Genomic DNA, 26,304 nt, shown 5'->3' with positions numbered 1-26,304 from the left:
CAGCATGTTGAGCGGTTTAAAAAAATGTCATTCCCTGACAAATACTCTCCTTAAAAATCATGATTAGTAATAGTTTATCCTAACGATCGTTGAAGCATTAAATGGTCCGGTTTTCACCGCACTTACTTTCTTGACCGATGCGTTATAAGTACGAGTGATTGAGGTGCTCCCTGTAGGTAGAGAACCGAAAAACTGGAAATAGTTAAATTTTACGCGACCACCTTGATCGTCAAATATGGTGAGGTTAGTACCATTTTTTAAATCAATCGCATAATCACCATTGAGATTATCCGTTGTTTCAAAGCTCACATTCATTGAGAAATTATCTAAACACCCTCGTTTTGCCGCTTGTAGTTGAAATTCCTTTTTAAACTCTTTTCCTTGGTTAAGGTCGGTTATCATCAATTGGCCAAAATCAATTTGTTGAGATTCTGGATAAACTTTAATCTCCGCCCCGCATTTCAAAAAACGGATACCTTTTAATCCTGAAATCGCATACCTTAAGTTTTTCGCTCCTGGTGTAAAGTTAATGCCTCCACTTCCATCAAATTGGAAAACCGTAAATTGGTTATCGCCCGTATAATTACCTGAAGGGGGAACCACACCAGTTACCTTAATATACAGAGAAAATGTCACAGTGACAGTGACACTCTGCCCTTTACGGATAGGTTTAGTACCTAAGCTTACGCTCTGTTGATTTCTTTCGAGCTGAATACCTTTATAATTCGCGCCCAATAACAACCCTGTTCCCAATTTTTGAGAGGTTGGGTTGAAATACATATGAACAACGTCAACGGCATCGCCTATAACATTGTCACAATAAACGGTAACCGTCATCGGGTTTGATTGCCAGATCACGGTATTTGCTGGTGTATCCGAGGGGATCGCTAATTGACCGACAGGTACTGCCGGTTTAATCACTTCTCCGGTTCCGTATTCCACACAATCTAAAGCGAATACTCTCGTACTAAAAAATGCCAATAGCAGAAAAACAGGGAGTCTGCTGTATTTAATCAATCTGTGTATCATGAGTTATACACCTTATTAGAGATAGGCAATGCTCAATGTAATTTGTGTTTTGATATTACCTACAGTTAAGTCTTTTCGAGGAAGATAGCTTTCTAACATTGAATAAAGAGTAATTTGCTGGTTATCATCAAAGTAAACCGAGTAATTACGATATTCTCCGTTTGGCACTGTATTGCCATTTTTATCAATTAATCTAATCCCATAACCTTTCAATATCGTTTTACCGCCAAATAAATTACGATCCGTACTTTCTGTGGGTTCGGAAATAAACATAATCCGAACAACGGGTTCTCTATCATCGCGATTAAACGAAGGGAAAATGCAATCATCAAATTTTAATTTAATTTCTTGCTGAGGACTCCTATCCCCTATTTCATGAAAGAAATTAAGAGAAATTGGTCCCAAATCAATATTTTGATCTAACGATGAAAAGCTGATCTTGCAAGGCAATGAAACAACACGCCCAGTAAAATTCAGGTCGCCTTTCATCATGCTGCTATCTGCATAAACATTCCCTGTTAGCAGCAAAGAAATAAAAAAACATATTGATACGTAGCAATTTCTCATGGCCGGATCCTATTTACTTTCTTTAGATAATTGACAAATAGATGCAGCACATTGGTAAGTCAGCATTTTCATACCACCGTAATCATCCATATACCCTGTATACAGTTGACTAAATGGCGTCGCTGGTACGGTTACCGTTTCCTTTGACATCGGGGCTATCATGACACTTTCAAAACCAGGAAAATTACTCGTGGAATGGCTACTTAAATAACCTAGAGTCACATAGTATTTTGTCGGATTTTCTATCAGCAATTGATTACCTGTATGGGTATACTTCAACTCTTTCGCCCACACTTTATCGCTATTGTTTTCAATCTGTGATGGCCGATAAAACATTTTCAAACGGCTCTGAATCGCAATTTGCACCACGTTTTCTTTATCCGCAACTGGTGGAATTTCACGGACATTCAAATAAAATAATGATTCTCTATCTTGGGGTAATTTATCCAGTCCCTCAGTTTTAATGACTTTTATCTGATTTTTAGCGTTCGGTTCAACGCGCTGCATAGGCGGAAGCACAGTAAAAGGTGCTGAGACTTTATTCCCCTTATCATCTTCTATCCATGACTGTGCAAGATAAGGCATCGTTTTGCTTTGGTTATTAATAACTAAGCTGACAGATTTGTCCTGACCGGGGAAAATGATCCTTGTACGGTCGATATTGATTGCCGCAGACGCTGTTTGTAATCCTATAAATATGAGCGAAAAGCAAACAGAGGCTTTATACAATTTATTCATAACACTTTCCTTTAAAGGCAGGGAATCAAAACTTTACTTTGTTCTTTTTCAGAGAAACTCGTGAAATTCAATTGGCACTGCGCATTTCCGCCTGACCATTTGACGCTATATTGCTCTTCTGGATTAATACCCGTTAAATATACGATGCCGTTATCTCCGATAATGCCAACTTCTCTACCTGTGTTTATTTCAATCACGCTGGTTCCTAATGGCGGGAATTTCCCATTTTCTAAACGAACAACCGCCAAAATACGTTTACCTTGATTAGCGCTAATAGTTTGATAACCAATTGCACCTTCAGTTAAGGTTTTACCAATAATGTTGTCATTCACATCAACATCATCAGGTAACGTGTTCATATCGATATACACATCAGAGTTAGAGAAACTATTTAAATTTGTGGCAACACCGATACCAAATCGGTTGGTAACTGATTGACCGTTATCGATAGAAATACCCGCAACATTACCGCTATCAATCATGACTCGTGGTTCATTATTTGTGCCATTACGGTGCAATGCAGCGCCATATTTAGTCGCTGTCATCGAACCATACCAGCTTCCACCCAATGCACGGTATGAATTGACATTATCTGTACCATTCATATTCAGCACACCATAAGGTGAAGAATATTGATAAGTACCACTAATACTCGGCTCCATGCGACCAAGTTCACGCTTATCACCGCCAGCACGTAAGCTCCAGTAATTGTTATTTATATTCTCACTGTAATACGCGACTGATTGATTTAAGCTTTTGCCTCCATTCGCATATTGCATGTCATAGCTAACAGAAGCACCACTTTCTAATGGAATTGAAAACGATAAATAAGCTTGGTTATCATCTGTTTCCTGATATTTGATTTTATTCAGTGAGAATGTGGCAGAAATATTTCTTATATCACCAATATTAAATAATTTGCTCACACTCATCCCAAAGGATGTGGTCGATTCGCTATTCCAAAATTGATGGTGAGACGCATTAAAATATAGCGTGACATCCAACGGACTAATGTATTGGTTAAACGATGCGGTATATACGTTTTTATCCCGCCTAAAATCAAGTATGCCGTTCGCTGCATCAATATATTGCGGCATGGTCAAAAATTCTTTTTCCGAGAATTTATAACCCGCAAAGGTGACTTGCGAATTCGTTGATTCAAAACGTTTCGAGTAATTTAAGCGGTAACTGTTTCCTGAATAGGTGCCAAAATGATCTAATCTTGCGTATGTGCGAGTAATATCAAAAGAAATCGCACCAAATTGATTCATATTTTGACCAATACCTAAGTTAAACGCTTGGTAATCGTTATTGCTGATTGTTGCGATCAAACCACCAAATAATGAGGTATTACTTAAAACGCCGTAAGACATTTCTCCAGAGATAAATCGAGGCTCAACACGCTGTGAATGTCCAAATGGGCTCGACTCCCCAGCAGAGAATTTATATAAAAACTGACCTTGTCGCGTCAAAAATGGTAATGATGCGGCTGTTACTTGGTATTGGGTTTTAGTTCCATTTTCCTCTTCCACCGTAACATCTAAGGTACCTTGCACCGCCTCAGTGATATCCTGAATATTAAAAGGTCCTGGTGCAACACGGGTTTGCTTAATCACCCGCCCATTTTGAGAAATAATGACGGTCGCGTTCGTTTGAGCGATCCCTGTAATTTGTGGAGCATAACCACGCATCGAAGGCGGTAGCATACGAGTATCACTAAAGAGTGATACACCAATAAAACGGAAACTATCGAATATATCCGTTTTTAGGTATGACTCACCCAATAAAATTTTAGCGCCTAATTCGGGGAAAGCTCTAAAGGCATAAATCTGTGTCCAATCGAACCGTTCATTGGTTTTACCTTGTGAACGGTTATATTGGTATTGATAATCTGCACGAAAACGCCATGCCCCCAAATTCACCCCCGCGGTTCCGTTACTGCTAGCGCTAAAGGTTTCACTATTATTTTTAGGTGCTGAATAATTGGCAAAAAGATTGTAATCAATAAATGCACCAGTAATTCCATTTTCCCATTGTGATGGTGGAACCCAATAAGGGTCATCATATTCCAGCCATGCTTGTGGTATTGAAAATAAAATATTTTGGTTAGCTTTATCAAAATGATAATTAATATCCATTGATTTAGGTAATTCAACACACTGATTATTTTCATGCTGTAAAATTTCATCGCTGACTTTCTTTTTCAATGAAAAAAGCTGAATCATTTTAGGCGTAATACAGAGTGCTGAAGTATCTTTATCAACTTCAGTGAATTTAATTAAATATTGTCCAGAGAGTTTACGACCATTAAGGGTAATATCTGTTAAATATTCTCCCGCAGGTATAAAGTCTGGATTTGAGAATTGAGTGAGATCGATATTATCTCTGTCTTTTGCATCAATAATATTCATATTAAACTCGACTGCTTTAGCCACGCTTGAGACGGAAAGTGCTAAAACAATGGAGAATAATAATTTATTTACTTTGAATTGAGGCAATAAAGACATGATAATCCCTGTCATATAGGTAAACAAATCAAACCAAGAAAGGTAAGTAACAGGCAAAAAAAGACCTGTTACTTACATATACTCAAATAGTTCTAGTTTCATTTAGATGGTAATGAAAACTACCTGTAGAAATATAAATAACGATATACTCAAGTAGCGATATACACATCAATAATGAGATAACTTGAAATATAGCGAGTTAAATTATAGGTAGTTTAAAGCGTAAGTTGCTTGAGAAATGATACTACCTGTTTCTACTTTACTACCGTTCGCTTCAACACGTGCGCTGAAAGTCAGTTTGTTTGGACCTTCAACCAGTGGAATTTCAATACTAGTATCACCTAGTTTCATCACTGCACCATTAGCGTTCAACAGACGAACACCAACACCTTTAGAAGTACCCGTGTTTGCTAACAGTTCAGTTTTCGTTGAGTCAGGCGTACCTGAGAAAGTCACTTTAACTTTGCTTACCGCTGGGAATGACGCTTCTCCATTTTCGCCTTTAACTTCACCCAAATCACAGTTTTCTAATGCAATAGTATATTGAACATTTTGGCTGTATTTGTTACCTGTTTCTAAAACTTTATTTGCAACTTGACCTAAGTCGACGTTAACAGTACCGTCACCAGGCAGAGTACATGGAGCATTAATAACTTTACCTTTAAAGTTAATAACACCACTACCTTGGTCAACAGCTGCATTTGCAATACCTGTAGTGAATGATGCCGCAATAATGGTAGCTAAAGCAATTTTAGATAATTTCATATTATTTTCCTATTTAAGAAAGACGACTGACGTACAAACTCCCTAACGATATTGATCATTAGGTAGAGATTAATTCTGTTATAGTTTAGAGAGACAACTGAATAATAATGTAAAGGCTATAAGTAATGATTAGCCATTCTATGTTTTATAATTCTATTTTTTTGTTCTTTTTTTAGTTCTTTTTTTAGCTCCACACAACTTTCTATCGAAAAAATATCATCATGTAAAAAGCATATTAAATCTGTTTCAAGCGCTTTTGCTAAATTAAGTAGATTATCCAATGTAATATTGCATTCACCTCTTTCATAACGTGAAATTTGTTGCTGACTCACGCCAACAAGATCCGCAAGTTCAATGCCAGAAAGGCCTAAACTCTTTCTTCTTTTGCGGATTTCTTTACCAACGATCTGGTTTACATTTTTTCATTTATTAAGACCCGATCTCATTTAAAATTATCGTAGTGAAAAAGATAACGTCATAAACAATATTTTTTAATTATTATTATTTAAGTAATTCACATTAAGAAAAAGTAGTTAAATATGCAATATATGAATTTGACTTAATTATAGATTTGACACTTTGAAAGTAAAACTGTTTATAACGATCGATACGATTAATAAAATTAGACGAAACCTATCAAGAATGTCTATTAAAAAATACAGGCCACTTAAAGTAAATATTCTTATAACATTTTGGTCGACCTTTTAAAAAAAAAAATAAAGAAACAACCTTAACGTTTTGATATTTATCATTAATTCATTTTACTACTATTGGTTGTATAACTATATAAATAGAAGCTAGGATCATTATAAATAAAAAATAACACCAACTATATTTAATATGGTATTTCATCGTTGATATATAAGAGGAAATATAAAATATAGCCAAATAAATTCATTTAAGTCTCATTTTTTTATATTCTAACTATTTTACCACTGACAGTGGTTTATTTATTTTATCTGCTTTTATCAAGCATGAATTTAGCACCAAAGCCATACTCGGTTAAAGAGTACAGAATATGATAAATCACGCTAATCTTAATTTTTCCTTAGTTTTACGCAGTTAAATAGGGCCTAACTAGTTTTAAAGATGGAAATTTATCATAAATTAGATTAATCAATGGCTAGCACTCATAATCAGTCTTTTTATGAATAGAAATAACTCTTTACATTCAATGAATTACATTTTTTACAAAATGTAACCAAATGATAGTAAATATTTCAAATGAGAGTGGCGAATAGGCTAAAAACAGAGGAATCACTTTGAAACAATCAAAAATAGACCTATAAAAATCAAAAACTAGGACAAATCTCATAAGAGAGTATGCCCCAAAACTCAAAATTTAATCGGGAGAATATGCATACATTTAATAAGCTTATTTAATGTTTATATGAAGGGTAACATGTTATTAACATAAACAGCATTTTTGAATGATTGATCAAAGATTAATTTGGATTATCAATAACGCTTTTTTGTTTTTTAGCGTGATCTGTTCATTTCAGTCTAGTATTGGAGAAACATAATATTATGCCTTTATTGACTAGCCCTCATCAGAGGCAAAGTGATTATCTGATTTAGATCGATAACGATTGGTTATCAAAAAGGATAATATCTCATTATATCTCTATGCAATTATGTGGTGTTATCTCTTTACCGTAAGAGAGGAGATACACTATGTCGACACCCATTCGAGTAGCCACTGTACAATTTCAACATAAAGCTTCTGACAAAAACGATAACCTAAAGCAGATCCATGCCTTTATCGATCAAGCCGCATCACAGAACGTACAAATACTCGTGTTACCTGAAATGTGCATTACCGGTTATTGGCACGTACCTAAATTGCCTAGTGAAGAGGTTTATCAACTCAGTGAAACGCTACATGATAGCCCTTCATTAACCCCAATCCGCCAAAGAGCGAAAGAGCTCAATATGATTATTGGCGTAGGGCTGATTGAAAAAGGGTTAGATGATAAGTGTTATAATACTTGGGTCGCTTGTATGCCCGATGGCACATATCATGCTCATCGCAAACTCCATGCTTTTGAGCACCCTAGCATCCACTCGGGTGATAGCTATACCGTGTTTGATACGCCATGGGGGGTAAAAGCAGGTATCCTCATTTGTTGGGATAATAATTTAGTCGAAAACCCGCGTGCGACTGCATTATTGGGCGCAGATATTATTTTAGCGCCTCATCAAACGGGAGGTACCAATTCCCGCAGTCCATATAGTATGAAACCAATCCCACTGTCTTTATGGGAAAATAGAGAGATAGCCCCAGAAGCCTTACGAGATGCTTTCCAAGGTGAACATGGACGCGGCTGGTTAATGCGTTGGCTACCAGCTCGTGCGCATGATAATGGTGTCTTTTATGTTTTCAGTAACGGTGTTGGGCTAGATGATGATGAGATACGCACTGGTAATGCCATGATCATAGACCCTTATGGACGTATTATTAAAGAAAGTGATGCAATTGAAAATGATATGGTTATCGCCGAACTGGATTTAAGTTTACTTCCTATGTCGACAGGCCGCCGCTGGATGTCAGGTCGACGCCCTGAACTGTATGGCATTCTTACTAAAACCATGGGTTATGAACGAGATGCACGCAGCGTAAGATTTGCTGATAAGCCAGTCGCAATTTCAAAATAACAGTGGCGCATCTTTTTTAATGAATAATATACTTGTAGAGACATAATATATTGTCTCTACAAGCCAACATAACTGATAAATTTACCGATGAGGCGTAATGGATACTCGATTATTACGTGCTTTTGTTGTTTTAGCCGAAACAGCGAACTACCATACGGCAGCATCACAACTGTATGTCACTCAGCCAGCATTGACCAAACAGATTAAACAATTAGAACGGCAACTTGCTATAACGTTATTCGAACGTGGTCGTCACGGTGCACAATTAACGGAAAATGGTCACAAACTGCTTCCTTTCGCTCAGCAAGTGTTGTCTCAAACGAATCAACTTTTAAATCGAGCTTCTGAATTAAGTTCTCAATTTCCTAAATCTATCTATGTTGGGTTTGGTATTTCCGTCTTCCAAGAGGCTTCATTTTTCGTGGCTCGCTTACGGGAACATTTACCAAAAACCACCATTTACTTTGATGATATGCCGTCAAATATCATGTCGCAAAAATTAGCCAACCATCAATTACAAGTTGCTTTTTTGCGTCGTCCTGAAACCCCATTCTCTACACATTTTGCGGTTTATCCGTTAAAAAAAGAAACACTGTCACTGGCCATTTCCACATCCCAATTAACTCATCAATCGATTAAACAACTCTTAATGACCCATCCTTATTTATCACTTAGGAAGGAACGAGGCAGCGGGCTTTCTCAGCAAATTGAACAGTTTTTAGAACAACAAAAAATATCATTGATTCCAGCCCAAGAAGCGAGTGATATTCAAACAATCATTGCTCTCGTTGGCGCGGGTGCTGGCGTCAGCTTAGTTCCCTATAGCGCTAGACATATTAGTCGTCACGATGTGACTTTCATCCCCATTGAGAACATTGCGTCAGCCACTTGGGATATCGATGTCGTCTGGTCATCATCCTTACCTGCCTCTTGGCAAGATATAATCAGGGCATTGCTAAAAGAAACACTGCATCATTTTAATCGCCATGCCAATCCCAAATAACGCTCTTTAATCCTATATATAATGAGTAGAAATTCTGATATCTATAATCCTAATAATTTATTTATATGGATAAGCTTCACATGCTTACTAACCCTCTCGTGACCCCGATAAAAATTATCGCATCGGGCATTGCACTTCCTAAAAATAAAATAGACTCACAAGAGTTAGATGTGAGACTCAATAAGCCGAGCGGCTATGTGAAAAAATACTCGGGTATTGATTATCGCTTTCATGCAAATAATGAAGATTCTCAAGCACAATTAGCTGCCGATTCGCTCCACCATGCCCTTGAAGCCAAACAAATTCCAGCGCAAAGCATTGACATGCTGATTTCTGCCTCAGCTATTTCCGTTCAAGCTCTTCCTTGTACGGCCGCACACATTCTTGCGCAATCACGACTGAAGCAAGGTATCGCCTGTTTTGATATTAATGCCAGTTGTGTCAGCTTTATCACCGCGCTGCAAGTAGCCGCGGGTTTCCTTTCTACCAGCCAATATCAACGCATTGCCATCGTTTCCGCAGATCTGGCTTCTCGTGGGATCGATTGGCACGATAATGAATCCGCATTAATTTTTGGTGATGGCGCTGCCTGCGTCATTGTTGAAAAAGGCGATGGAACAAGTGGCATCATCACTTATCATCATGAAACACACACTGAAGGTATCGATCTGTGTGAAATACGCGCTGGAGGCACACGTCGAAATCCACGCGCAGGCATGACCGATACGGATTTTTTATTTCATATGCAAGGTAAAAAACTGTTTCGAATGGCCTCATCCTTGGTCGAACGTTTTATGCAACGCGTTTTAACAGACGCGCATTTGCCGATTAATCACATTGGCACCGTCATCCCTCATCAAGCAAGCCATCTGTCTTTAGAGCATATGCGGCAACGCTTAGGTGTCAAACCGGAACAGTTAATTGATATTTACCGTTTTCGTGGCAACCAAGTCGCTGCCTCAATTCCTTCCGCATTACATGAAGCAATTGAAAGTGGCCGATTTTATGAGCAAAAAAATGTCATGTTAATAGGGACTGCTGCGGGGCTCGCTTTTTGTGCCATGGTGCTGATCCCATGAAAATATTAGTGACAGGAGCAACGAGTGGACTAGGTAGAAATGCGGTCGATAGCTTACTGCAACAGGGTCATCAAGTGGTTGCTTGTGGTCGAAATAAAGAAATTGGCCAACAGCTTAGCCAGCAAGGTGTCCAGTTTTTGCCAATCGACCTTGCCCATCTTTCCATTGAAAACGCCAAAAGGTTGATGGATGGCTGCGACGCTATTTGGCATTGTGCTGCACTCTCATCCCCTTGGGGGAAATACCATGAGTTTGTCGAGATCAATTATCGAGCAACCCAAATGCTTGCAGATACCGCGGGTGAGCTACATATTCCGCGCTTTATTCATATCTCCACCCCCGCGATTTACTTCAATTTCAGCCACCAGCGTAATATTGCGGAGACACAGACTAATACACGTTTTGCCAACCACTATGCGCGAACCAAATATTTAGCCGAAACCGCGATTGCACGAAGCGTTGCATATTACCCCCTCACACGCTACACCATATTGCGCCCTCGCGGTTTGTTTGGCCCCTATGACCGTGTGTTATTGCCTCGTTTATTCGCTCAAATTAAAGCGAGAAAAGGCAAATTAGTGCTGCCAGAGGGTGGTAAACATGCATTCGATCTGACTTATGTTGGTAACGTTGTTCACAGTATGATGCTAGCCACTATCAGAGATAATCTTATCAGTGGGGCAACATATAATATTACTAACCAACAACCTCAGCCACTGAGGCAAACGTTAGAACAACTCTTTGATGAGTTAACATTAGACTGCCAAATATGCTCAGCCCCTTATCCGGTGTTATTGACACTGGCAACAGTACTTGAAGGTATCGCGCACCTTACCGGCAAAGAGCCGCTATTAACCCGCTACAGTCTGGGAGCTGCTTATTTCACCATGACGTTAGATAATCAAAAAGCCCAGCAAGAACTCGGCTATTATCCGCCTATTAATATGACGGAAGGTATTCACCTAACAGCCCAATGGCTACGGCAGCAGGATAAATTATGTTAACTATCAATCAGTTTGAGGTAGGATATTGTACTCACCCTGGCTGTGTGGCATTAAAAGGGGCAAGTGTTAAAGCATGTAAATTTCCTGCCAGAGCGTGGTTAATTGAGGGTAATGATCAGCGATGGCTGTTTGATACGGGCTATGCGAATCACTTTTATGACCATACTCGTACAGGGATCATGCGGTTTTACCGCACCGTCACACCGGTCTATTTTGAGAGTAAAGATGCCCTCATTAACCAACTTGCAGATGCAGGGATCACACCAAATGATGTGAATGGCCTTATCTTGTCGCATTTTCATGGTGACCATATTGCTGGGCTACGTGACTTCCCTGGAATTCCAATTATTTGTTCCGGTGAAGGGTGGCAAAAAACACGACACCTCACTGGTTTTGCAGCATTAAAAGGCGCTTTTGTTCGTGGGCTGATCCCAGAAGATTTCGAGCAAAGAGCACGTTTTTATGAAGGACTGGAGGCTGTCGAACTTCCACCTGAATTGCAGATCCTTGGGAAAGGTTTTGCGGTCAATGACCAAAAAACATTATTCATTGTTCCGTTACCGGGGCATGCCCCTGGGCATATTGGGCTATGTGTACTCACTGAACAAGGCTGGATTTTATTAGCGGGTGATGCCGCTTGGTCACCCACGAATTATCGCGAACGACGTGGACCTATGGCGATTGCTCATATCATTATGGATGATAAGCACTCCTATTATCAGACACTTAATAAACTGCATCAACTCGACAAACAAAATATTCCCATTCAATTATGCCATGAAGGGGACCTTATTTGATTTTATCCGTGTTATGGCATTACTGGCGAGCCAAACGTCTGCACTTTACAGACCGAGTGGCACTTGAGGACTATCAACAGCGACGTTTAAACGCGTTTAAACGCAAGACGTTGGTAAAAAGCCCTTATTTTAGTCAGTTTGTACACCTGCCGCTTGAACAATTTCCTATCATGAATAAACAAATCATGATGGATAACTTTGACAGTATGAATACCGCTAAGCTCTCCAGTGAGAGGCTGCTTCATTGCGCTCAACAGAGCGAAAAATCACGTGATTTCTCGCCCAAAATGGGTAAATACAGTGTTGGCCTCTCATCGGGTACCTCCGGCCGTCGTGGCTTATTCGTCGTGAGTCCACAAGAACAAAATATTTGGTCTGGTAGTATGTTAGCCAAAATGCTACCTCTCGGTTTATTCAACGGTGAACGCATTGCCTTATTTTTACGGGCAAATAATAACCTCTATGAAAGTGTTAATAACCGTTGGATCTCGTTGCGCTTTTATGACCTCTATGCCAATTTCCGCCAACAGCTACAAACATTAGAAAGCGATCAACCGACTATTATTGTCGCCCCTGCTCAGGTGCTATGCGCAATTGCAGAAGCCATTAACAACCGAGAGATTAAGCTCAATGTACGAAACGTTATTTCCGTTGCCGAGGTTCTACAACCTCATGATAAGCAGCTTCTACAGCAATGTTTTTCTCATGTCGGCGAAATTTACCAAGCAACTGAGGGGTTTTTAGGTTGTACCTGTGCACAGGGAACCCTGCATCTGAATGAAGCTTTTTTACATATTGAGCCACATTGGCTAGATGAACAGCGATTCTCACCAATAATCACCGATTTTACGCGAAAAACACAACCTATCGTTCGCTATCAACTGGATGATATTTTAGTCATACGTGACACTCCTTGCCCTTGTGGTGATCCTCAACTTGCCATTGAACGAATCGAAGGTCGTTGTGATGACCAATTATTGCTACCTGACCATCACGGCAATGTCGTGACATTATTTGCTGATCCCGTGTCTCGCATTATCGTTAATCATCTCCCTGTCACTGCTGATTTTCGCTTAACTCAACAAGGCTGCCATCTCGATTTACAGGGAGAGTGTCAGGCATTTGAACTCAAACAATGTCAGCGCTCGCTAGAAGACTACTTTATTAGGCAAAATGTGGCGATTGATCAGCTGACTTGGACGCTACGCGTCGACCCTATTTCACAACCTTTTGCCATAAAACGAAGACGGATCAGGCGCAAGGAGGTTGAATGAATTTCAAACACATTCTATTACGATTGCTTTATTGCCTCCTTGGCTGGGGAACCGTCGGTATTATTTATCAATTCACAGGTGAAATTGATGAAAATGCCACGTTATTAGCACCAAGTTGGGTCGATAATGCTATTCCTTACAACGTGGAAGCAATATGGCTATACCTCTCTTTTTTTGTATTTATTCCATTAGGTTATCTATGTAGTTCCCTTAGCCAAGCACGTCGCTTAATGTTTGCGATGCAATTATGTGCCCTTATTTCAGGCGTTATCTATCTATTTTTTCCAACGACGATGAGTTATCCACCGATTGAATGCCTTTCATTAGCAGGTCATGCGCTTTGTCATCTCATGAGTATCGATAGCCCGCAAAATTTATTACCTTCTCTACATGTCTCATTGACTCTTGTTGTTCTCAATGCATTATGGTCATCACAGCAAATCATTCGTACCACAATATATTTATTATGGGCCATCGCTATCTGTGCCTCTGTTTTAATACTAAAACGACATTTATTTATTGATGTTGTGACCGGAGCTTTAACGGCGATCAGTGTGCTGTATATTGTTCGTTTTGCACAACCAGCCGTATGTTTATGGAGAAAAGCTAAGTGAATGAATTAACTTTTCCGATTATTTTTATGTTATTGGTTGTGACGCTTGAAGGAATCATCATCACAAAAACAGAAAAAGGAACAATTAATTGGCAAGAGTGGGTATTTAACCTGAACTCAGGCCATATTATGTTGTGGTTATTTCGTGGATTAGAGCTGTTTTGTTACGGATTCGTTGTCAGTCACTTTTCATTAGGTGTTGTTGAACACTGGCCTATAGCGTTAGTTTGGATTTTTACGTTATTTGCGTGGGATTTTGGTTTTTACTGGTTACATCGCTTACACCATAAATATCGTCTGTTATGGGCTGTGCATGTCGTTCACCATCAAGGTGAACATTTCAATCTCTCTCTGGGAGTCCGTAATTCGTGGTACTCATCATTGACATCTATCCCATTCTTCATGGTGTTAGCTTTGTTGGGTATTCCACTCGAAATCTTTATTACCATTTCTATTCTGCACTATAGTATTCAATTTTTTAATCACAGTGCATTAATACCTCACCTTGGTTGGTGGGAGAAAGTCATGGTTACGCCACACCATCATCGAGTTCACCACATCAAAGAGGGTCACTACTCAAACCGTAACTTTGGTGGTAGCTTTATCTTTTGGGATAAGTGGTTTGGGACATTTTCAGCATTACCTGACAGCGAGTACCACTATGGTATCAAAGGCGAGCCAGCAACAGAGAACCCATTCATTGATAATAACCGTCCATTTTGGCGGATCTTAAAGCGAAAACCCCAAACAGTTTCATTAAAAGTGCCATTATATCGCGTTAATCAGTGGTTCCTTGTCATAGGAACGTTGTTACTTTTTACTCTCGTTATTGGTTATGTTTATTTATATGGTTATGGTTATCAAGGTACGACTGGCCAACAAATGCTATTGTTTACTCTGCTTGCCGCGGGGACCATTGCCTTATCAGGAATATCCGATGGCCGCCTAGTAGGTCTGTGGAGTTGGTTTACTATCGCGACCGTCTTATTGTTTTGCGTATTATTTATTTGGCAGTGGCAAACCCTCTTTTGGCTAACATTGGCTGGAGCACTATGGCTACATAGCCTCTCTTTGCTACTGGGTATTGGCCGTCAGCCAGTGCAGGTCAACCATGCATCCTGAACCCCTAAGACCACTCGGCTACCAGCATCGTCAAGATCAGGCATTCCGCCAAGCACTCATGCAGGCCGCTAATCGATATCTACAGCAGCATAATGACCATCGCTTTGCCGATTGGCGGTTTTATCTAAAAAGCCTAGTATTAGTGGGTTGCTGCCTAGGTAGCTATCTCACTGCCCTGTGGAGTGATGCGGCATGGCTCTTTTTTATTTTTTATCCCCTATTTATCTGCTTTGCGCTGCTCTTAGCGATCAATTTAGTCCATGATGCCTCGCACAATGCAATCTTCAAGCAAGCGAAAGCCAACCGTTGGCTAAATTTTTGGATCACGATACCTTTAGGCTTGGATCCCGAATGTTGGCGAGTACGCCATATTATTTTTCATCATGCGCATACCAACATTCGTCATTATGATTTAGATATCGAAGAAAATTTTGTATTGCGACAAACCCCCTATCAACGCTGGTATCCTTTTATGAAGGCGCAGCACCTCTATTGGCCATTGGTTGCGGCGCTCACCTTTCCAGCATTAATTTGGGTATTTGATTGGTTAGATCGCTTCCACTTCACGCGTGTTGCTCCACATATGCGCCATCAAGGGCAAAGCGGCATTGTGACATTTCTATGCGCCAAAATACTGCATATCTCTCTCGTGATTATCATTCCTTTTTATCTCCTGACAGATAAACAGATTGGATTAGGCTTACTACTATTCACTTATTTCTTGAGCCAAATGTTAGCATCGCTGATTTTCGTGGTATTAATTTTAGGTACTCACTGGGCCAAAGCGACTTTCTATACCCCACCAGAACAAGGAAATATGCCGCATGGATTTTACACCCATACTTTTTCAACGACCTATGACTGGCATACTACCCCTAGTTGGTTAACTCACTGGCTCGGTGGGCTTAATTTACATTTAACCCATCACTTGTTTCCTAATTGGAATCACCGCCACTATCCTGCTTTAGCGGATATTATTCAGTGTACCGCTGAACAGTTCTCTATCAATTATCACTGTATTTCAGCTAAAGAGCTGTTTATTTATCAGCAGCGCTTTTTAAAAGAAATGGGGCAAGGAAAGCGGGCGGATGACCCACACTCTTAACCGACTATTGCGATATAAAAAGATAAACAATGGAAATATGCTTCCATTGTTTATCAATAATAAAACGATGACATGAAGGCCGATAAGATATTCTTGCTTAAATAACGATTCTACCTATCAACAACAATATTTTCGTTAACCACCGACTGTCCACTATTCCCCACCATACGTGCAAATTTTTCGATTGAGTCTGTTTTCAGTGCATACAACCTTTTAAGGGCAAATGGATTATCGCCAAGGCGCACCTTACCTTGAATCGTGGTTAAGGCAAGATGTATGCCCGATAACTTAGCGGCATCCATCGCGATTGGGTTAAATCCACCGAAGGGGTATGCTAAATAGCGTTGTTCAGGCTCAAATTGCTGTAAAATTCGCATAGAGCGCTGGAAGTCTAAGAAAATAGTGTGCTCTTGACGACTAAAAATAATGGGGCTTTTGTGCTTATCGAGCTTATGTAAAAAATGAGTATGCGACTGAATATTAAACACATCTTGGCAATTTTTTATTTCTTGCTTACTCATAAATTGCAGCCCGTCCGCAGACCATTTTTGAGGGGTCATTTTAATACGCGAAGAGATCACAAATAAGGTCGCTTGCTGCTGATTGTGTTTTAAAATGGGATAAGCATAGCGATATACCGATTTCAAACCGTCATCGAAGGTTAAAACCACTGATTTAGCGGGTAAATTCACTGATTTATCTAAATATCCTTCAAGATCGGCTAAAGAAAGCGTTTGATAACCCGCTTGCTGCAAATAATTCATTTGTTCTTGAAATGCTTCAACCGAAGTCGTCGTTGAAGTTTGTTGGAATTTTTTGTTTTCACTTTCTTTCAGTAAATGATGATAGGTCAAGATAGGAATACCTTTATCTATCTCCACATCATCTAACTTGATATACCCCAAGCGATCACCTAAACGAATTGTTAACCATGCCACTTTTTCCCCTTGCTTATCTGTTTTAATCATACGAACTAATACTGGATAGCGGAGATTGCTAAATAGCGTTGCGATTGGCTGGCTATGCGGTTTTGCCGAACGGTATACGGGCGTATTTTTTGTGGTAATTAAATAATCATAAATCGGGTTACTTAACTCATTTAGCCTATCATCTTCAGGGGTTAAGCGAGGTTTTAATGGGGATACCGCCTCAGTATTAACATAGGCATAATCATTCCCAAATTGTATAGGTTGGTAATCCCCCATTGCTTTATACAGATAAAAACCATGCTCAGGATAAAGTTCAGCAACGGCTTTCATGTTACCTGCAATTGGGGCGAAAATCGTCTCACTTTGTTTAAGTTGCATCAGTGCTGGCGGCGTATCCACCAGTTGCCAATTCTCTGTACTTTGTGTTGGTACTTGTGCAAACGACTTTGTGACAGATAAAAAAAGAAAAATAAAAAAAAGCATTAATGACTGATTACGCATACTCAACCCATCATAACGACCAGAGAAAAAACGACTTATTTTAAACCGACTTAATCGCTATCCCTATACTCTAGAAAAAATAATTTATCTAAATAGGATAACTCGCAAGCAATAGAAAATAAGTGTATTCCCCTATACCTCTCAATGGATACAACAGACTATGGCTTTTTACCTGAAAGACATGATGGGGATGCGATTGGGAGAGAACACAAAATACAAGTGGTTGTTTTATATTTATATAGCCCTTTCAGTTAAGGGCTATACGTGTTATGCCATTTTAATATTAACGATAAAAAATCATTTTCTTCTCTACGTCAACATGAAGCGATTGCTGCCAACTCGCTAATGTTAAATGCGCTAATTCAGCAAGGCCTGTATAGAAAGGAAAGTTAGCCTCTTGCTCCATTTTATTAAGATAATGGAATCCCCAAGGTAATATATGCTGAGCCAATAACTCGTTTAATTGAGATAGATTGTTTTCAGCGACCCATGCCACCATCATAAGCAATAAGCCAAAATGATCTTCAGGTTCATTCTGTGATAAATGAATATCGATACTATGGGCATGCATCCACTCACGCAATTGTAAAGTCGAGTCCCCAAAAATCACATTTTCCCTATCGAGCCATACCGATCCCCAAGGCGGTGCAGGCAGCGCATAAGGCCCAATAAATAACCGCTGATAGGCCTCATCCAAGGATTCATTATCCGTCGCGATTATGGCCAATTTATCGGCAATAGCCTGTTTTTGCTCATGAGAACCGTACGGCCACTCCTCTGTCCATTGAAGCGTTGACAGCAATGAAATGATTTCCTGTATATCGCCTGGCGCATAATAGAAAGCAGCACCAAGCACTCGTGCCGTCAAAGAAATATGATTTAAAGATTGTTCACTCATGGTGTGTTTTATTCACTTATCGTTAGATATTTAATAATTTGTCTATCTTGATTTAACCATAAATCGCATTAAAAGGCTTAGCAGTAAATTACTAAGCCTCTTTTTCATTAACTAGTTAACTGCCATACCCACTGTCATATGTAAGCCGTAGAAAACGCCGCGTCCGACAATTTCACCGGCCATCACGAATAAAAATCCTATCAACATATTCAGCACAGAAGGGTTACGTTTCGCGATTAATGGCATGATCCAGCAGCCTAATCCCATCGCAATAGCCACCACTTTTATATCCATCAATATTCCATAATCAGGTACTAAGTCGGTGGCTTTTTGCACAGATGTTTCAATACTCGCTAAATCAAAACCTTGAGAAATAGCGATGCATATACTCACCAATAATGCCAACACACTTAGCGCAGGAATACGACGAATACATTGCAAATCAAAGCCTGCAATACGCAACAATAATGCGGCAAGTATAGGTCCTCCAAGGAATGCGGTGAGGATAAAATTCATTGTCGTATAGATAGTATTCCATGTTGGCACGGTATCAATCAGATACACACGAGAGGTCGCAACAACAAAGACAACCGCCATCACCATCACGATGAACAACCATACTTTACCAAGCGCAGCAGGCATCTTATTGAAGACCGCTAGCAACCAATAAAAACCGCCTAACGCAAAGAAAATGGCGCCGCTGGCAACTTCATTACTGAGGGAAGATGCTCCCAAGCGATTAAATGAGTTAAAAGCACGTAATGGTGTTCCCATATGCATTGTTGATAATAAAAAACCTATTCCCATCAACAGCCACAAGCCAAACATGCTGTAATGAACCTTGCGATCCAACTCAGTTGAAAGTTTACCGCTCAGTAATACCGCAGCCATCATCATAAAAGCACCCGCGACACTTTGACCAATCACCGTAAAAAACATCAATGGCCATTCATGAATTCCCGATCCCATATTATACCTCCTCCGGGTTAGCCAGATGCCCTGAAGTGTCACCAACTGGACGGCTATTGGCATTCAGTTTTAACACAATATTTGGATGTGTATATTTTGCAGCTGGTAATGGCGCTATTTCCGCTAAGGTGCCATATTTTTGACGTAACTCGTCGATAGGTGCCATATCCAATGCACGTAACGGGCAAGACTCAACACAGATCGGCTTTTTACCTTCGGCAACTCGCTCATAACAACCATCGCATTTGGTCATATGTCCTTTGACCTCATCAAATTGCGGAGCGCCGTAAGGACAAGCCATACTACAGTAACGACAGCCTATGCAAACCTCTTCATCAACAACGACAAAACCGTCTTCCCGCTTATGCATTGCCCGACTTGGACATACTTTTGTACATGCAGGATCATCACAATGGTTACAGGAAATTGACAGGTAATAAGCAAAAACGTTTTGCCCAAATACACCATCTTGCTCAGTCCAATCGCCACCAGCATATTCATAGATACGACGAAAATTGACGTCTGGAGATAAATTTTTAAAGTCTTTACACGCTAGCTCACAGGTTTTGCAGCCAGTGCAACGACTTGAATCGATATAAAAACCATATTGCGTTGACATAACTCGCACCCCTAAGCTTTCACAACTTCAACAAGATTAGAATGTGATGGATTACCTTTGGCTAATGGCGACGGCCGTTGGGTAGTTAGCACATTAATACTTCCGGCATGATCCACTCGGTTACCATCTGGGTCATACCAAGCGCCTTCACCGAGACCCACAACGCCCGGCACGATACGAGGTGTCACTTTCACCTTCACGCGCACTTCGCCGCGATCATTAAATACTCTCACTAAATCGCCATGTTTTAGGTTTCGTTTCACTGCATCTTGTGGATTAATCCATAGCTCTTGTGGGCATGCGGCTTTCAGTACATCAACGTTGCCATATGTCGAGTGAGTACGTGATTTATAATGGAAGCCAGTCAACTGTAGTGGGTATTTTTCCATTAATGGATCCCCATACTGTTCAAAACCCGCGGAATAGATTGGCAATGGATGAATCACATCCCCCTCCTCGAGCTCCCAAAGATTTTGCAGCTCAGCTAATTGAGAAGAATAAATCTCAATTTTTCCCGATGGTGTCGTGAGTGGATTAGCGATCGGATCTTCGCGGAAATGACGATAAGCAACATGATGGCCCTTAGGATCGCGTTTTTTGAAAATGCCTTGTGCACGGAACGCTTCAAAAGTTGGTAATTCAGGTAATGCCTCGCGAGATTGCTCATAGAGATGACGTAGCCACTCTTCTTGAGTCCGGTTTTCAGTAAATTGCGCTTCAACGCCCATACGCTTAGCAATTTCACTCGTCATCTCATAAATATTGCGGCTTTCAAAACGCGGTTTAATTGCCTGATCGGCAAAAATGACATATGACATATTGCCCGCTGAAGCATCCATACAAAAATCCATCTGTTCAGAAGCGGTGCAATCCGGTAACAAAATATCGGCATATTTCGCTGATGCTGTCATGTGGTTATCAATCACCACGATCATTTCACATTTCGAATCATCTTGCAGAATGTCATGGGTACGGTTAATTTCTGAATGCTGATTCACTAAACAGTTTCCTGCATAGTTCCAAACCATTTTAATCGGCACATCAAGTTTATCTTTACCGCGAACACCATCACGTGTTGCCGTCATTTCAGGCCCACGTAAAATGGCATCTGTCCACATAAACATCGAAATACTGGTTTTTACTGGGTTGGTTAAAGTTGGCATCCGCACGAATGGAATACTGTACGATCCTTCTCGCGCTCCAGTATTGCCACCATGAATACCGATATTCCCTGTAAGAATCGCTAACATTGCGATAGCACGGGAGGCAAGCTCACCATTAGAGCGTCGTTGTGGTCCCCACCCCTGAACAATATAAGCAGGTTTCGCCATACCAATTTCACGTGCAAGTTTTACGATTCGTGCAGCAGGAATACCTGTAATAGGTGCGGCCCATTCAGGTGTTTTCGCTTGGCCATCTGGTCCTTCCCCTAAAATATAGGCTTTGTAGTGCGCATTTTTGGGGGCTCCCGCTGGTAAAGTCGACTCATCATAACCAACACAATATTTATCAAGAAATGGCTGATCGACTAAATCTTCTTTGATCATCACATAAGCGATCGCACTGACTAACGCAGCATCGGTTCCTGGGCGAATAGGGATCCATTCATCTTCACGTCCTGCACCTGTATCGGTATAACGAGGATCAATGATAATCATTTTGGCGTTCGATTTTTCACGAGCCTGTTCAACATAGTACGTGACCCCGCCGCCACTCATACGTGTTTCACCTGGGTTATTACCGAACATGACGACAAGTTTTGAATTTTCGATATCAGAAGGGCTATTACCGTCAGCCCAACCGCCGTAAGTGTAATTTAAACCGGCAGCAATTTGTGCGGTACTATAGTCGCCATAATGATTTAGATATCCCCCGCAGCAATTCATCAAACGTGCAATCAATGTAGCCCCTGGTGGCCATGATTTTGTCATGGTACCGCCTAAAGTCCCAGTGCCATAATTGAGGTAGATAGACTCATTACCATAGTCTTTAATTAAGCGCTTCATATTGTCAGCAATGACATCAAAAGCTTCATCCCAACTAATGCGTTTGAATTTGCCTTCACCACGTTTACCGACCCGCATCATTGGGTAACGTAAACGGTCTGGGTTATAGACTCGACGGCGCATAGAACGGCCACGTAAACAGGCACGCACTTGATGCAATTCTTCATAGACATCATTGCCGGTATTGTCAGTCTCAACGTATTTTATTTCACCATCAACGACATGCATACGTAATGGGCAACGACTCCCACAGTTGACTGTACATGCACTCCAAACCACTTTTTCTTCACCAGTGGGGGTAACTGTTTTTTGCTCTGCAACAGCAGCAGAACTGAAAGGAAGAGAAAATCCTCCAGCCGCTGTCGCTAACCCAGTGATTGTTCCGGCTTTAATAAATCCACGACGGGTAAGAGGAGCAAAAACAGATGCTTTCTCTTTTATATTTGCCATACATAACTCGCTCAATTAGTTTGCTTAAAGTGTTAGAAATCAAACTTCCATCGACACTGAATAAAATTTATTTAAGATGAGTACGATTAGTCATAAATGTGACTAGTCATATAAAGTCGAAATAATAAGATTTTTAGTCGAGGTCATAATATCAACACACAAAACTAAGAGATTGTTTCACATCAATAAAAGAGTAATAACCTACGTTACTAATAACACCAACCCTTTGATAAAAACTATAAATCACAGCGCTTCCGTTATATCAAAACATATATATCGACGAATTATTTTAGCCTATTTCCCTCTATTAACGGTATTAAATGTTAGTTAATAACTTTATAAAATACATTTCCAGTCGGTTATATCTAAAATATAATGATTGCATTCAGTTAATATTTAGCTAACAAAATTATCAGAAAAATAATAAAACATTTTTATTATTCTTTATAAGAATTAATTAACATAAATTTATCAACATTAATAAATATAAAATGATAATCATTTTTATTACGTTAATTTAGATAGAGGATTTTATTAACGTTCAATTTAAACTAACCGACAAACACCACTTTTTAAAAAGTATTTATTTTCAAATAGTTAAGCATGAATCGCATCATATTAATCGATAGTATTCTTTTCTGAATCAACCAATATTCAAAGGCATGTTCATCGTTATTTTCGTGATCACTATCAATAACCTATTATTTTTTTATTTCTCAAGCTCGCTGCATTCATGCAATGAAATGCAAAGGAAAGGTATTTTACTCACGATATTAGTATGTCAGCGCTTTTATTTGCGAAAATTCTTAATTAACAGGAAAGTCCACCTCAATAGCTAAGTTAAACTAATTAAAAAACATCTATAAAACACTCAGTTACTTGTAAAATTTAGTCTTGTTAGTTATCTAAAAAAGAAACGAAAAACAGGATATTGATCTCAGTATTTAACTTACCATATATTCAAATATTGACTCACTAAGTAAATATCGCTATTAGTTAAAATATTGTTAACCAATGTTACGATGGTGATAAATTGGAAATATCTCAAGTTAATCTCAAAAAAACGGATATCACGCAAGATAACCGAGCCAAGTGTATTCGCGGTATTGTGGGTGCGGCTTCGGGTAATCTAGTGGAATGGTTTGATTTTTATATTTATGCTGTTTTTGCTGCCTATTTCACTAAAGCTCTTACCCCTCAAAATATGGATCCCCTGACACAATCTATCTATGTATGGGGTGTCTTTGCAGCCAGTTTTTTTATGCGTCCCATCGGTAGTTGGCTATTTGGTCGCATCGCGGATCGTCATGGTCGCAAACGTTCTATGGTTGCCTCAATTTACTTGATGGGCTTCAGCTCTTTCTTATTTGCGGCTCTCCCCACTTATGCACAAGTAGGAATGTTTGCACCATTACTCTTACTGCTAGTTCGCTTGTTACAAGGATTATCTGTTGGTGGTGAATATGGTGCGGTTGCAACTTATATGAGTGAGCTTGGCCTCAAAGGACAACGGGGGTTCTTTGCATCGTTTCAATATGTCACACTCTCTGGGGGTCAGTTATTAGCGAGTTTACTCAGTGTCATTCTGTTAGCGTTCCTCAGTGAACAGCAGTTATCGGATGGGGGTTGGCGTATTCCTTTTGTCATCGGTGGCTTTGCCGCTATTGTTTCGCTGATCGCCCGAAAACGCCTTGATGAAACGCTCAGTAATGAAGCTTCTGAAGCCGAGGAGTCTGGTTCTTTAATCGCACTACTCAAGCAACATTGGAAATCCTTTGTATTAGTCATTGGCTATACCGCAGCAGGATCTCTGTGTTTCTATATTATTACGGTTTATTCAAAAACCTATTTAACCAATATCGGTATTGATAGCAAAATTGTCGGCTATATCATGACCATCTCATTATTTGTGTTTATGTTGTCTCAACCGCTATTTGGCATTATCTCAGATAAAATTGGTCGTAGAGCCGCCATGATTACATTTACGCTATCTATGATTATATTTATCTATCCCGTAATGGTGATAGGCATGCGTTATTTTGCTTACTCCCCTGTCATTATCACTTTATTACTTATCTTCTTAATGATGCTATTAAGCTTCTATACATCGATCAGTGGTTTGGTTAAAGCTGAAATGTTCCCACCACACCTACGAGCATTAGGTGTCGGTGTATCCTATGCGATAGGAAATGCAATTTTTGGCGGCTCAGCTCCCTCAGTCGCATTACAATTTAAAGCCAATGGCGCAGAAAACTCATTCTTTATTTATGTCATGGTTATATTATGTATCTGCTTGTTCTGCTGCTTTAAGCTTCCTAAAGAGCCTGAATATTTGAATGACCGTCATTAATGCTCTCTATTGAACCACTATTTTTAAATAGTAATTGGTCATACAAAGCGGCGCAAAATATCGAGTTGCGCCGCTTTCAATCAATATGGCAGGTTATTTGTCTACAGAGAGAAATTCTCTCGCTTGCAATAGCGCGACTGGCTAAATTTGCTCATCGCATCAACTTTATCTCACTGTTACACAACTTAGACAAAAATGAATCAATCATGGCCTTTGCAGCTCACGTTTAGCCCCAAAATACTCATTATATGAAACTACGGCGTACAGAGTATTTTCTGCTTATGAGAATTTGTAACAAATAGAAACAAAATACTATCAAATAAATAATTCCAAATATGGCGTATTAATAACCACATTCACTATTTTTTATATGATATGAAAAATATAATCAAAATAATAATCATAAAATGACTTACCCATCATAGCTTTAAACTTTCAATTAGCTAAAAAAACAGCTATCAAACAAAACAAATGATCGAAATATTCGATCGAAATAAATCATTATGATAGCCAAAAGCTATCAATTATCCTTATCTATTCGGTACAAACATTTTTACACCAACTATGGACTCGTTATAGTAGCGACCTAGTGATAACCACCATCTAATCTAACATTGGGTAGAAAATAGGATAATGGAAGAGCATAAACTCACCACATTAGCAGGTAGCTTGTTGCGCCAAGCAAGAAAAGAGAAAAAAATAACCGGCAAGGAACTTGCTAAGTTAATGGGAATTAGCCAACAGCAAATTTCACGCTACGAAAATGGCATCACCCCACTCACTCTTGATTTGCTCTATCGATTTTTATCGGTTTTAGATCAAGACTGCCTAATTTTCATGCAAAAAATCTTCAATGAATATCATAAGAATTCTAGGGTGAAAGGTCATGCCTTACTAGCACCACCTTCATTGAGCCAATACCTAAAGCACTTTATTAAAGATAAAAACAGCACTTCGTTCAAGGTTTATACTCACAGTAAGGATAACTAAGAAAATCAAAAGAATTATGCTATTGAACAACGGACGGCAAACATAATTCAAGGTTTCACCCCATATTACACAAAGGAATAATCACTAAACTTATAACAAACCCGCCCTTAATTGTAAGGGTTTTTATCTAAGTAATTTAGTCTAAGTAAAACATTTAATTAATAAACATCAAATAACCCATATTTTTTTGATACACGCTTTTTATATCTGCCAGACTAATAAGCACAATAAATATACGGATAGCATTTAAGCTAAATAACTTACAGATAGATTTAACGTCATAACACAATTATTGAATCACCCAAAAAATAACCCTATTTACAATGCTCGTATA

At 39.5% G+C, this 26,304-nt stretch carries 22 protein-coding genes; 11 read left to right on the top strand and 11 right to left on the bottom strand.

Annotation, left to right across the window (positions count from 1 at the left end; genetic code table 11):
• Nucleotides 1-63: 63 nt before the first annotated feature.
• From O7C57_RS02645 to O7C57_RS02620, 6 genes are all read right to left on the bottom strand, one after another.
• Entirely contained in the window at nucleotides 64-1,029 is a 966-nt protein-coding gene (locus O7C57_RS02645; protein WP_154622066.1) for a fimbrial protein, read from the bottom strand.
• Nucleotides 1,030-1,044: 15 nt separating this feature from the next.
• Nucleotides 1,045-1,596 (bottom strand): fimbrial protein, encoded by a 552-nt coding sequence (locus O7C57_RS02640; protein ID WP_154622065.1) that lies wholly within the window; start codon nucleotides 1,594-1,596, stop codon nucleotides 1,045-1,047.
• Between the two features lie 9 nt (nucleotides 1,597-1,605).
• Entirely contained in the window at nucleotides 1,606-2,334 is a 729-nt protein-coding gene (locus tag O7C57_RS02635; protein WP_154622064.1) for a fimbrial biogenesis chaperone, read from the bottom strand.
• An 11-nt stretch (nucleotides 2,335-2,345) separates the two neighbouring features.
• Nucleotides 2,346-4,841 (bottom strand): fimbria/pilus outer membrane usher protein, encoded by a 2,496-nt coding sequence (locus O7C57_RS02630; protein WP_208852753.1) that lies wholly within the window; start codon nucleotides 4,839-4,841, stop codon nucleotides 2,346-2,348.
• Nucleotides 4,842-5,045: 204 nt separating this feature from the next.
• The gene (locus O7C57_RS02625) at nucleotides 5,046-5,606 is read right to left on the bottom strand and encodes a fimbrial protein (RefSeq protein WP_163863100.1); all 561 of its coding nucleotides are present in this window, start codon (nucleotides 5,604-5,606) and stop codon (nucleotides 5,046-5,048) included.
• Between the two features lie 116 nt (nucleotides 5,607-5,722).
• The gene (locus O7C57_RS02620; RefSeq protein ID WP_269723978.1) at nucleotides 5,723-5,962 is read right to left on the bottom strand and encodes a helix-turn-helix domain-containing protein; all 240 of its coding nucleotides are present in this window, start codon (nucleotides 5,960-5,962) and stop codon (nucleotides 5,723-5,725) included.
• Nucleotides 5,963-7,280: 1,318 nt separating this feature from the next.
• On the opposite strand from O7C57_RS02620, the gene O7C57_RS02615 reads away from it, so the two are divergent.
• The 9 genes from O7C57_RS02615 to O7C57_RS02575 all read left to right on the top strand — a co-directional run bounded on the left by O7C57_RS02615 (nucleotide 7,281) and on the right by O7C57_RS02575 (nucleotide 16,258).
• Entirely contained in the window at nucleotides 7,281-8,261 is a 981-nt protein-coding gene (locus tag O7C57_RS02615; RefSeq protein ID WP_154622748.1) for a nitrilase family protein, read from the top strand.
• A gap of 97 nt (nucleotides 8,262-8,358) precedes the next feature.
• Nucleotides 8,359-9,264, top strand: a complete 906-nt coding sequence (locus tag O7C57_RS02610) for a LysR family transcriptional regulator (RefSeq protein WP_154622747.1) — start codon at nucleotides 8,359-8,361, stop codon at nucleotides 9,262-9,264.
• Nucleotides 9,265-9,344: 80 nt separating this feature from the next.
• Nucleotides 9,345-10,343: a 3-oxoacyl-[acyl-carrier-protein] synthase III C-terminal domain-containing protein gene (locus O7C57_RS02605; protein WP_269723577.1), complete on the top strand. Its 999-nt coding sequence runs from the start codon at nucleotides 9,345-9,347 to the stop codon at nucleotides 10,341-10,343.
• Nucleotides 10,340-11,347, top strand: coding sequence for an NAD-dependent epimerase/dehydratase family protein (locus O7C57_RS02600; protein ID WP_269723576.1), 1,008 nt, complete (start codon nucleotides 10,340-10,342; stop codon nucleotides 11,345-11,347). Before O7C57_RS02605 ends, O7C57_RS02600 begins: the two co-directional genes overlap by 4 nt.
• Complete coding sequence (locus O7C57_RS02595; protein WP_269723575.1) at nucleotides 11,341-12,144, top strand: MBL fold metallo-hydrolase; 804 nt, start codon at nucleotides 11,341-11,343, stop codon at nucleotides 12,142-12,144. Before O7C57_RS02600 ends, O7C57_RS02595 begins: the two co-directional genes overlap by 7 nt.
• Nucleotides 12,141-13,418: a F390 synthetase-related protein gene (locus O7C57_RS02590; protein ID WP_247047348.1), complete on the top strand. Its 1,278-nt coding sequence runs from the start codon at nucleotides 12,141-12,143 to the stop codon at nucleotides 13,416-13,418. The genes O7C57_RS02595 and O7C57_RS02590 overlap by 4 nt, the downstream gene beginning before the upstream one ends.
• A complete protein-coding gene (locus O7C57_RS21525) occupies nucleotides 13,415-14,032 on the top strand; it encodes a phosphatase PAP2 family protein (RefSeq protein WP_154622742.1) in 618 nt (205 codons plus the stop codon). Before O7C57_RS02590 ends, O7C57_RS21525 begins: the two co-directional genes overlap by 4 nt.
• Nucleotides 14,029-15,153, top strand: a complete 1,125-nt coding sequence (locus tag O7C57_RS02580; RefSeq protein ID WP_163863111.1) for a sterol desaturase family protein — start codon at nucleotides 14,029-14,031, stop codon at nucleotides 15,151-15,153. The genes O7C57_RS21525 and O7C57_RS02580 overlap by 4 nt, the downstream gene beginning before the upstream one ends.
• Complete coding sequence (locus O7C57_RS02575) at nucleotides 15,143-16,258, top strand: fatty acid desaturase family protein (RefSeq protein WP_269723574.1); 1,116 nt, start codon at nucleotides 15,143-15,145, stop codon at nucleotides 16,256-16,258. Before O7C57_RS02580 ends, O7C57_RS02575 begins: the two co-directional genes overlap by 11 nt.
• A gap of 110 nt (nucleotides 16,259-16,368) precedes the next feature.
• Here the strand turns inward: O7C57_RS02575 and O7C57_RS02570 are convergent, their stop codons facing one another.
• The 5 genes from O7C57_RS02570 to dmsA form a co-directional block, all read right to left on the bottom strand.
• Complete coding sequence (locus O7C57_RS02570) at nucleotides 16,369-17,688, bottom strand: polysaccharide deacetylase family protein (protein ID WP_269723573.1); 1,320 nt, start codon at nucleotides 17,686-17,688, stop codon at nucleotides 16,369-16,371.
• Nucleotides 17,689-17,971: 283 nt separating this feature from the next.
• Nucleotides 17,972-18,586, bottom strand: coding sequence for a Tat proofreading chaperone DmsD (dmsD, locus tag O7C57_RS02565; RefSeq protein WP_154622739.1), 615 nt, complete (start codon nucleotides 18,584-18,586; stop codon nucleotides 17,972-17,974).
• A gap of 111 nt (nucleotides 18,587-18,697) precedes the next feature.
• Nucleotides 18,698-19,555 carry a DmsC/YnfH family molybdoenzyme membrane anchor subunit gene (locus tag O7C57_RS02560; protein ID WP_154622738.1) on the bottom strand — a complete coding sequence of 286 codons (858 nt, stop codon included), beginning with the start codon at nucleotides 19,553-19,555 and terminating at the stop codon, nucleotides 18,698-18,700.
• A gap of 1 nt (nucleotide 19,556) precedes the next feature.
• Nucleotides 19,557-20,174, bottom strand: coding sequence for a DMSO/selenate family reductase complex B subunit (locus O7C57_RS02555; protein ID WP_269723572.1), 618 nt, complete (start codon nucleotides 20,172-20,174; stop codon nucleotides 19,557-19,559).
• A gap of 11 nt (nucleotides 20,175-20,185) precedes the next feature.
• Complete coding sequence (gene dmsA / locus O7C57_RS02550; protein ID WP_163863119.1) at nucleotides 20,186-22,630, bottom strand: dimethylsulfoxide reductase subunit A; 2,445 nt, start codon at nucleotides 22,628-22,630, stop codon at nucleotides 20,186-20,188.
• Nucleotides 22,631-23,663: 1,033 nt separating this feature from the next.
• On the opposite strand from dmsA, the gene O7C57_RS02545 reads away from it, so the two are divergent.
• Entirely contained in the window at nucleotides 23,664-24,980 is a 1,317-nt protein-coding gene (locus O7C57_RS02545; protein ID WP_154622413.1) for an MFS transporter, read from the top strand.
• A 633-nt stretch (nucleotides 24,981-25,613) separates the two neighbouring features.
• Nucleotides 25,614-25,970: a helix-turn-helix domain-containing protein gene (locus O7C57_RS02540; RefSeq protein WP_163863122.1), complete on the top strand. Its 357-nt coding sequence runs from the start codon at nucleotides 25,614-25,616 to the stop codon at nucleotides 25,968-25,970.
• Nucleotides 25,971-26,304: the final 334 nt, after the last annotated feature.

The organism is Providencia sp. 21OH12SH02B-Prov, from assembly GCF_027362595.1.
GTDB classification, from domain to species: domain Bacteria; phylum Pseudomonadota; class Gammaproteobacteria; order Enterobacterales; family Enterobacteriaceae; genus Providencia; species Providencia zhejiangensis.
The sequence above is the reverse complement of the archived record's forward strand: the minus strand, read 5'-3'. Positions and strand labels throughout refer to the sequence as shown.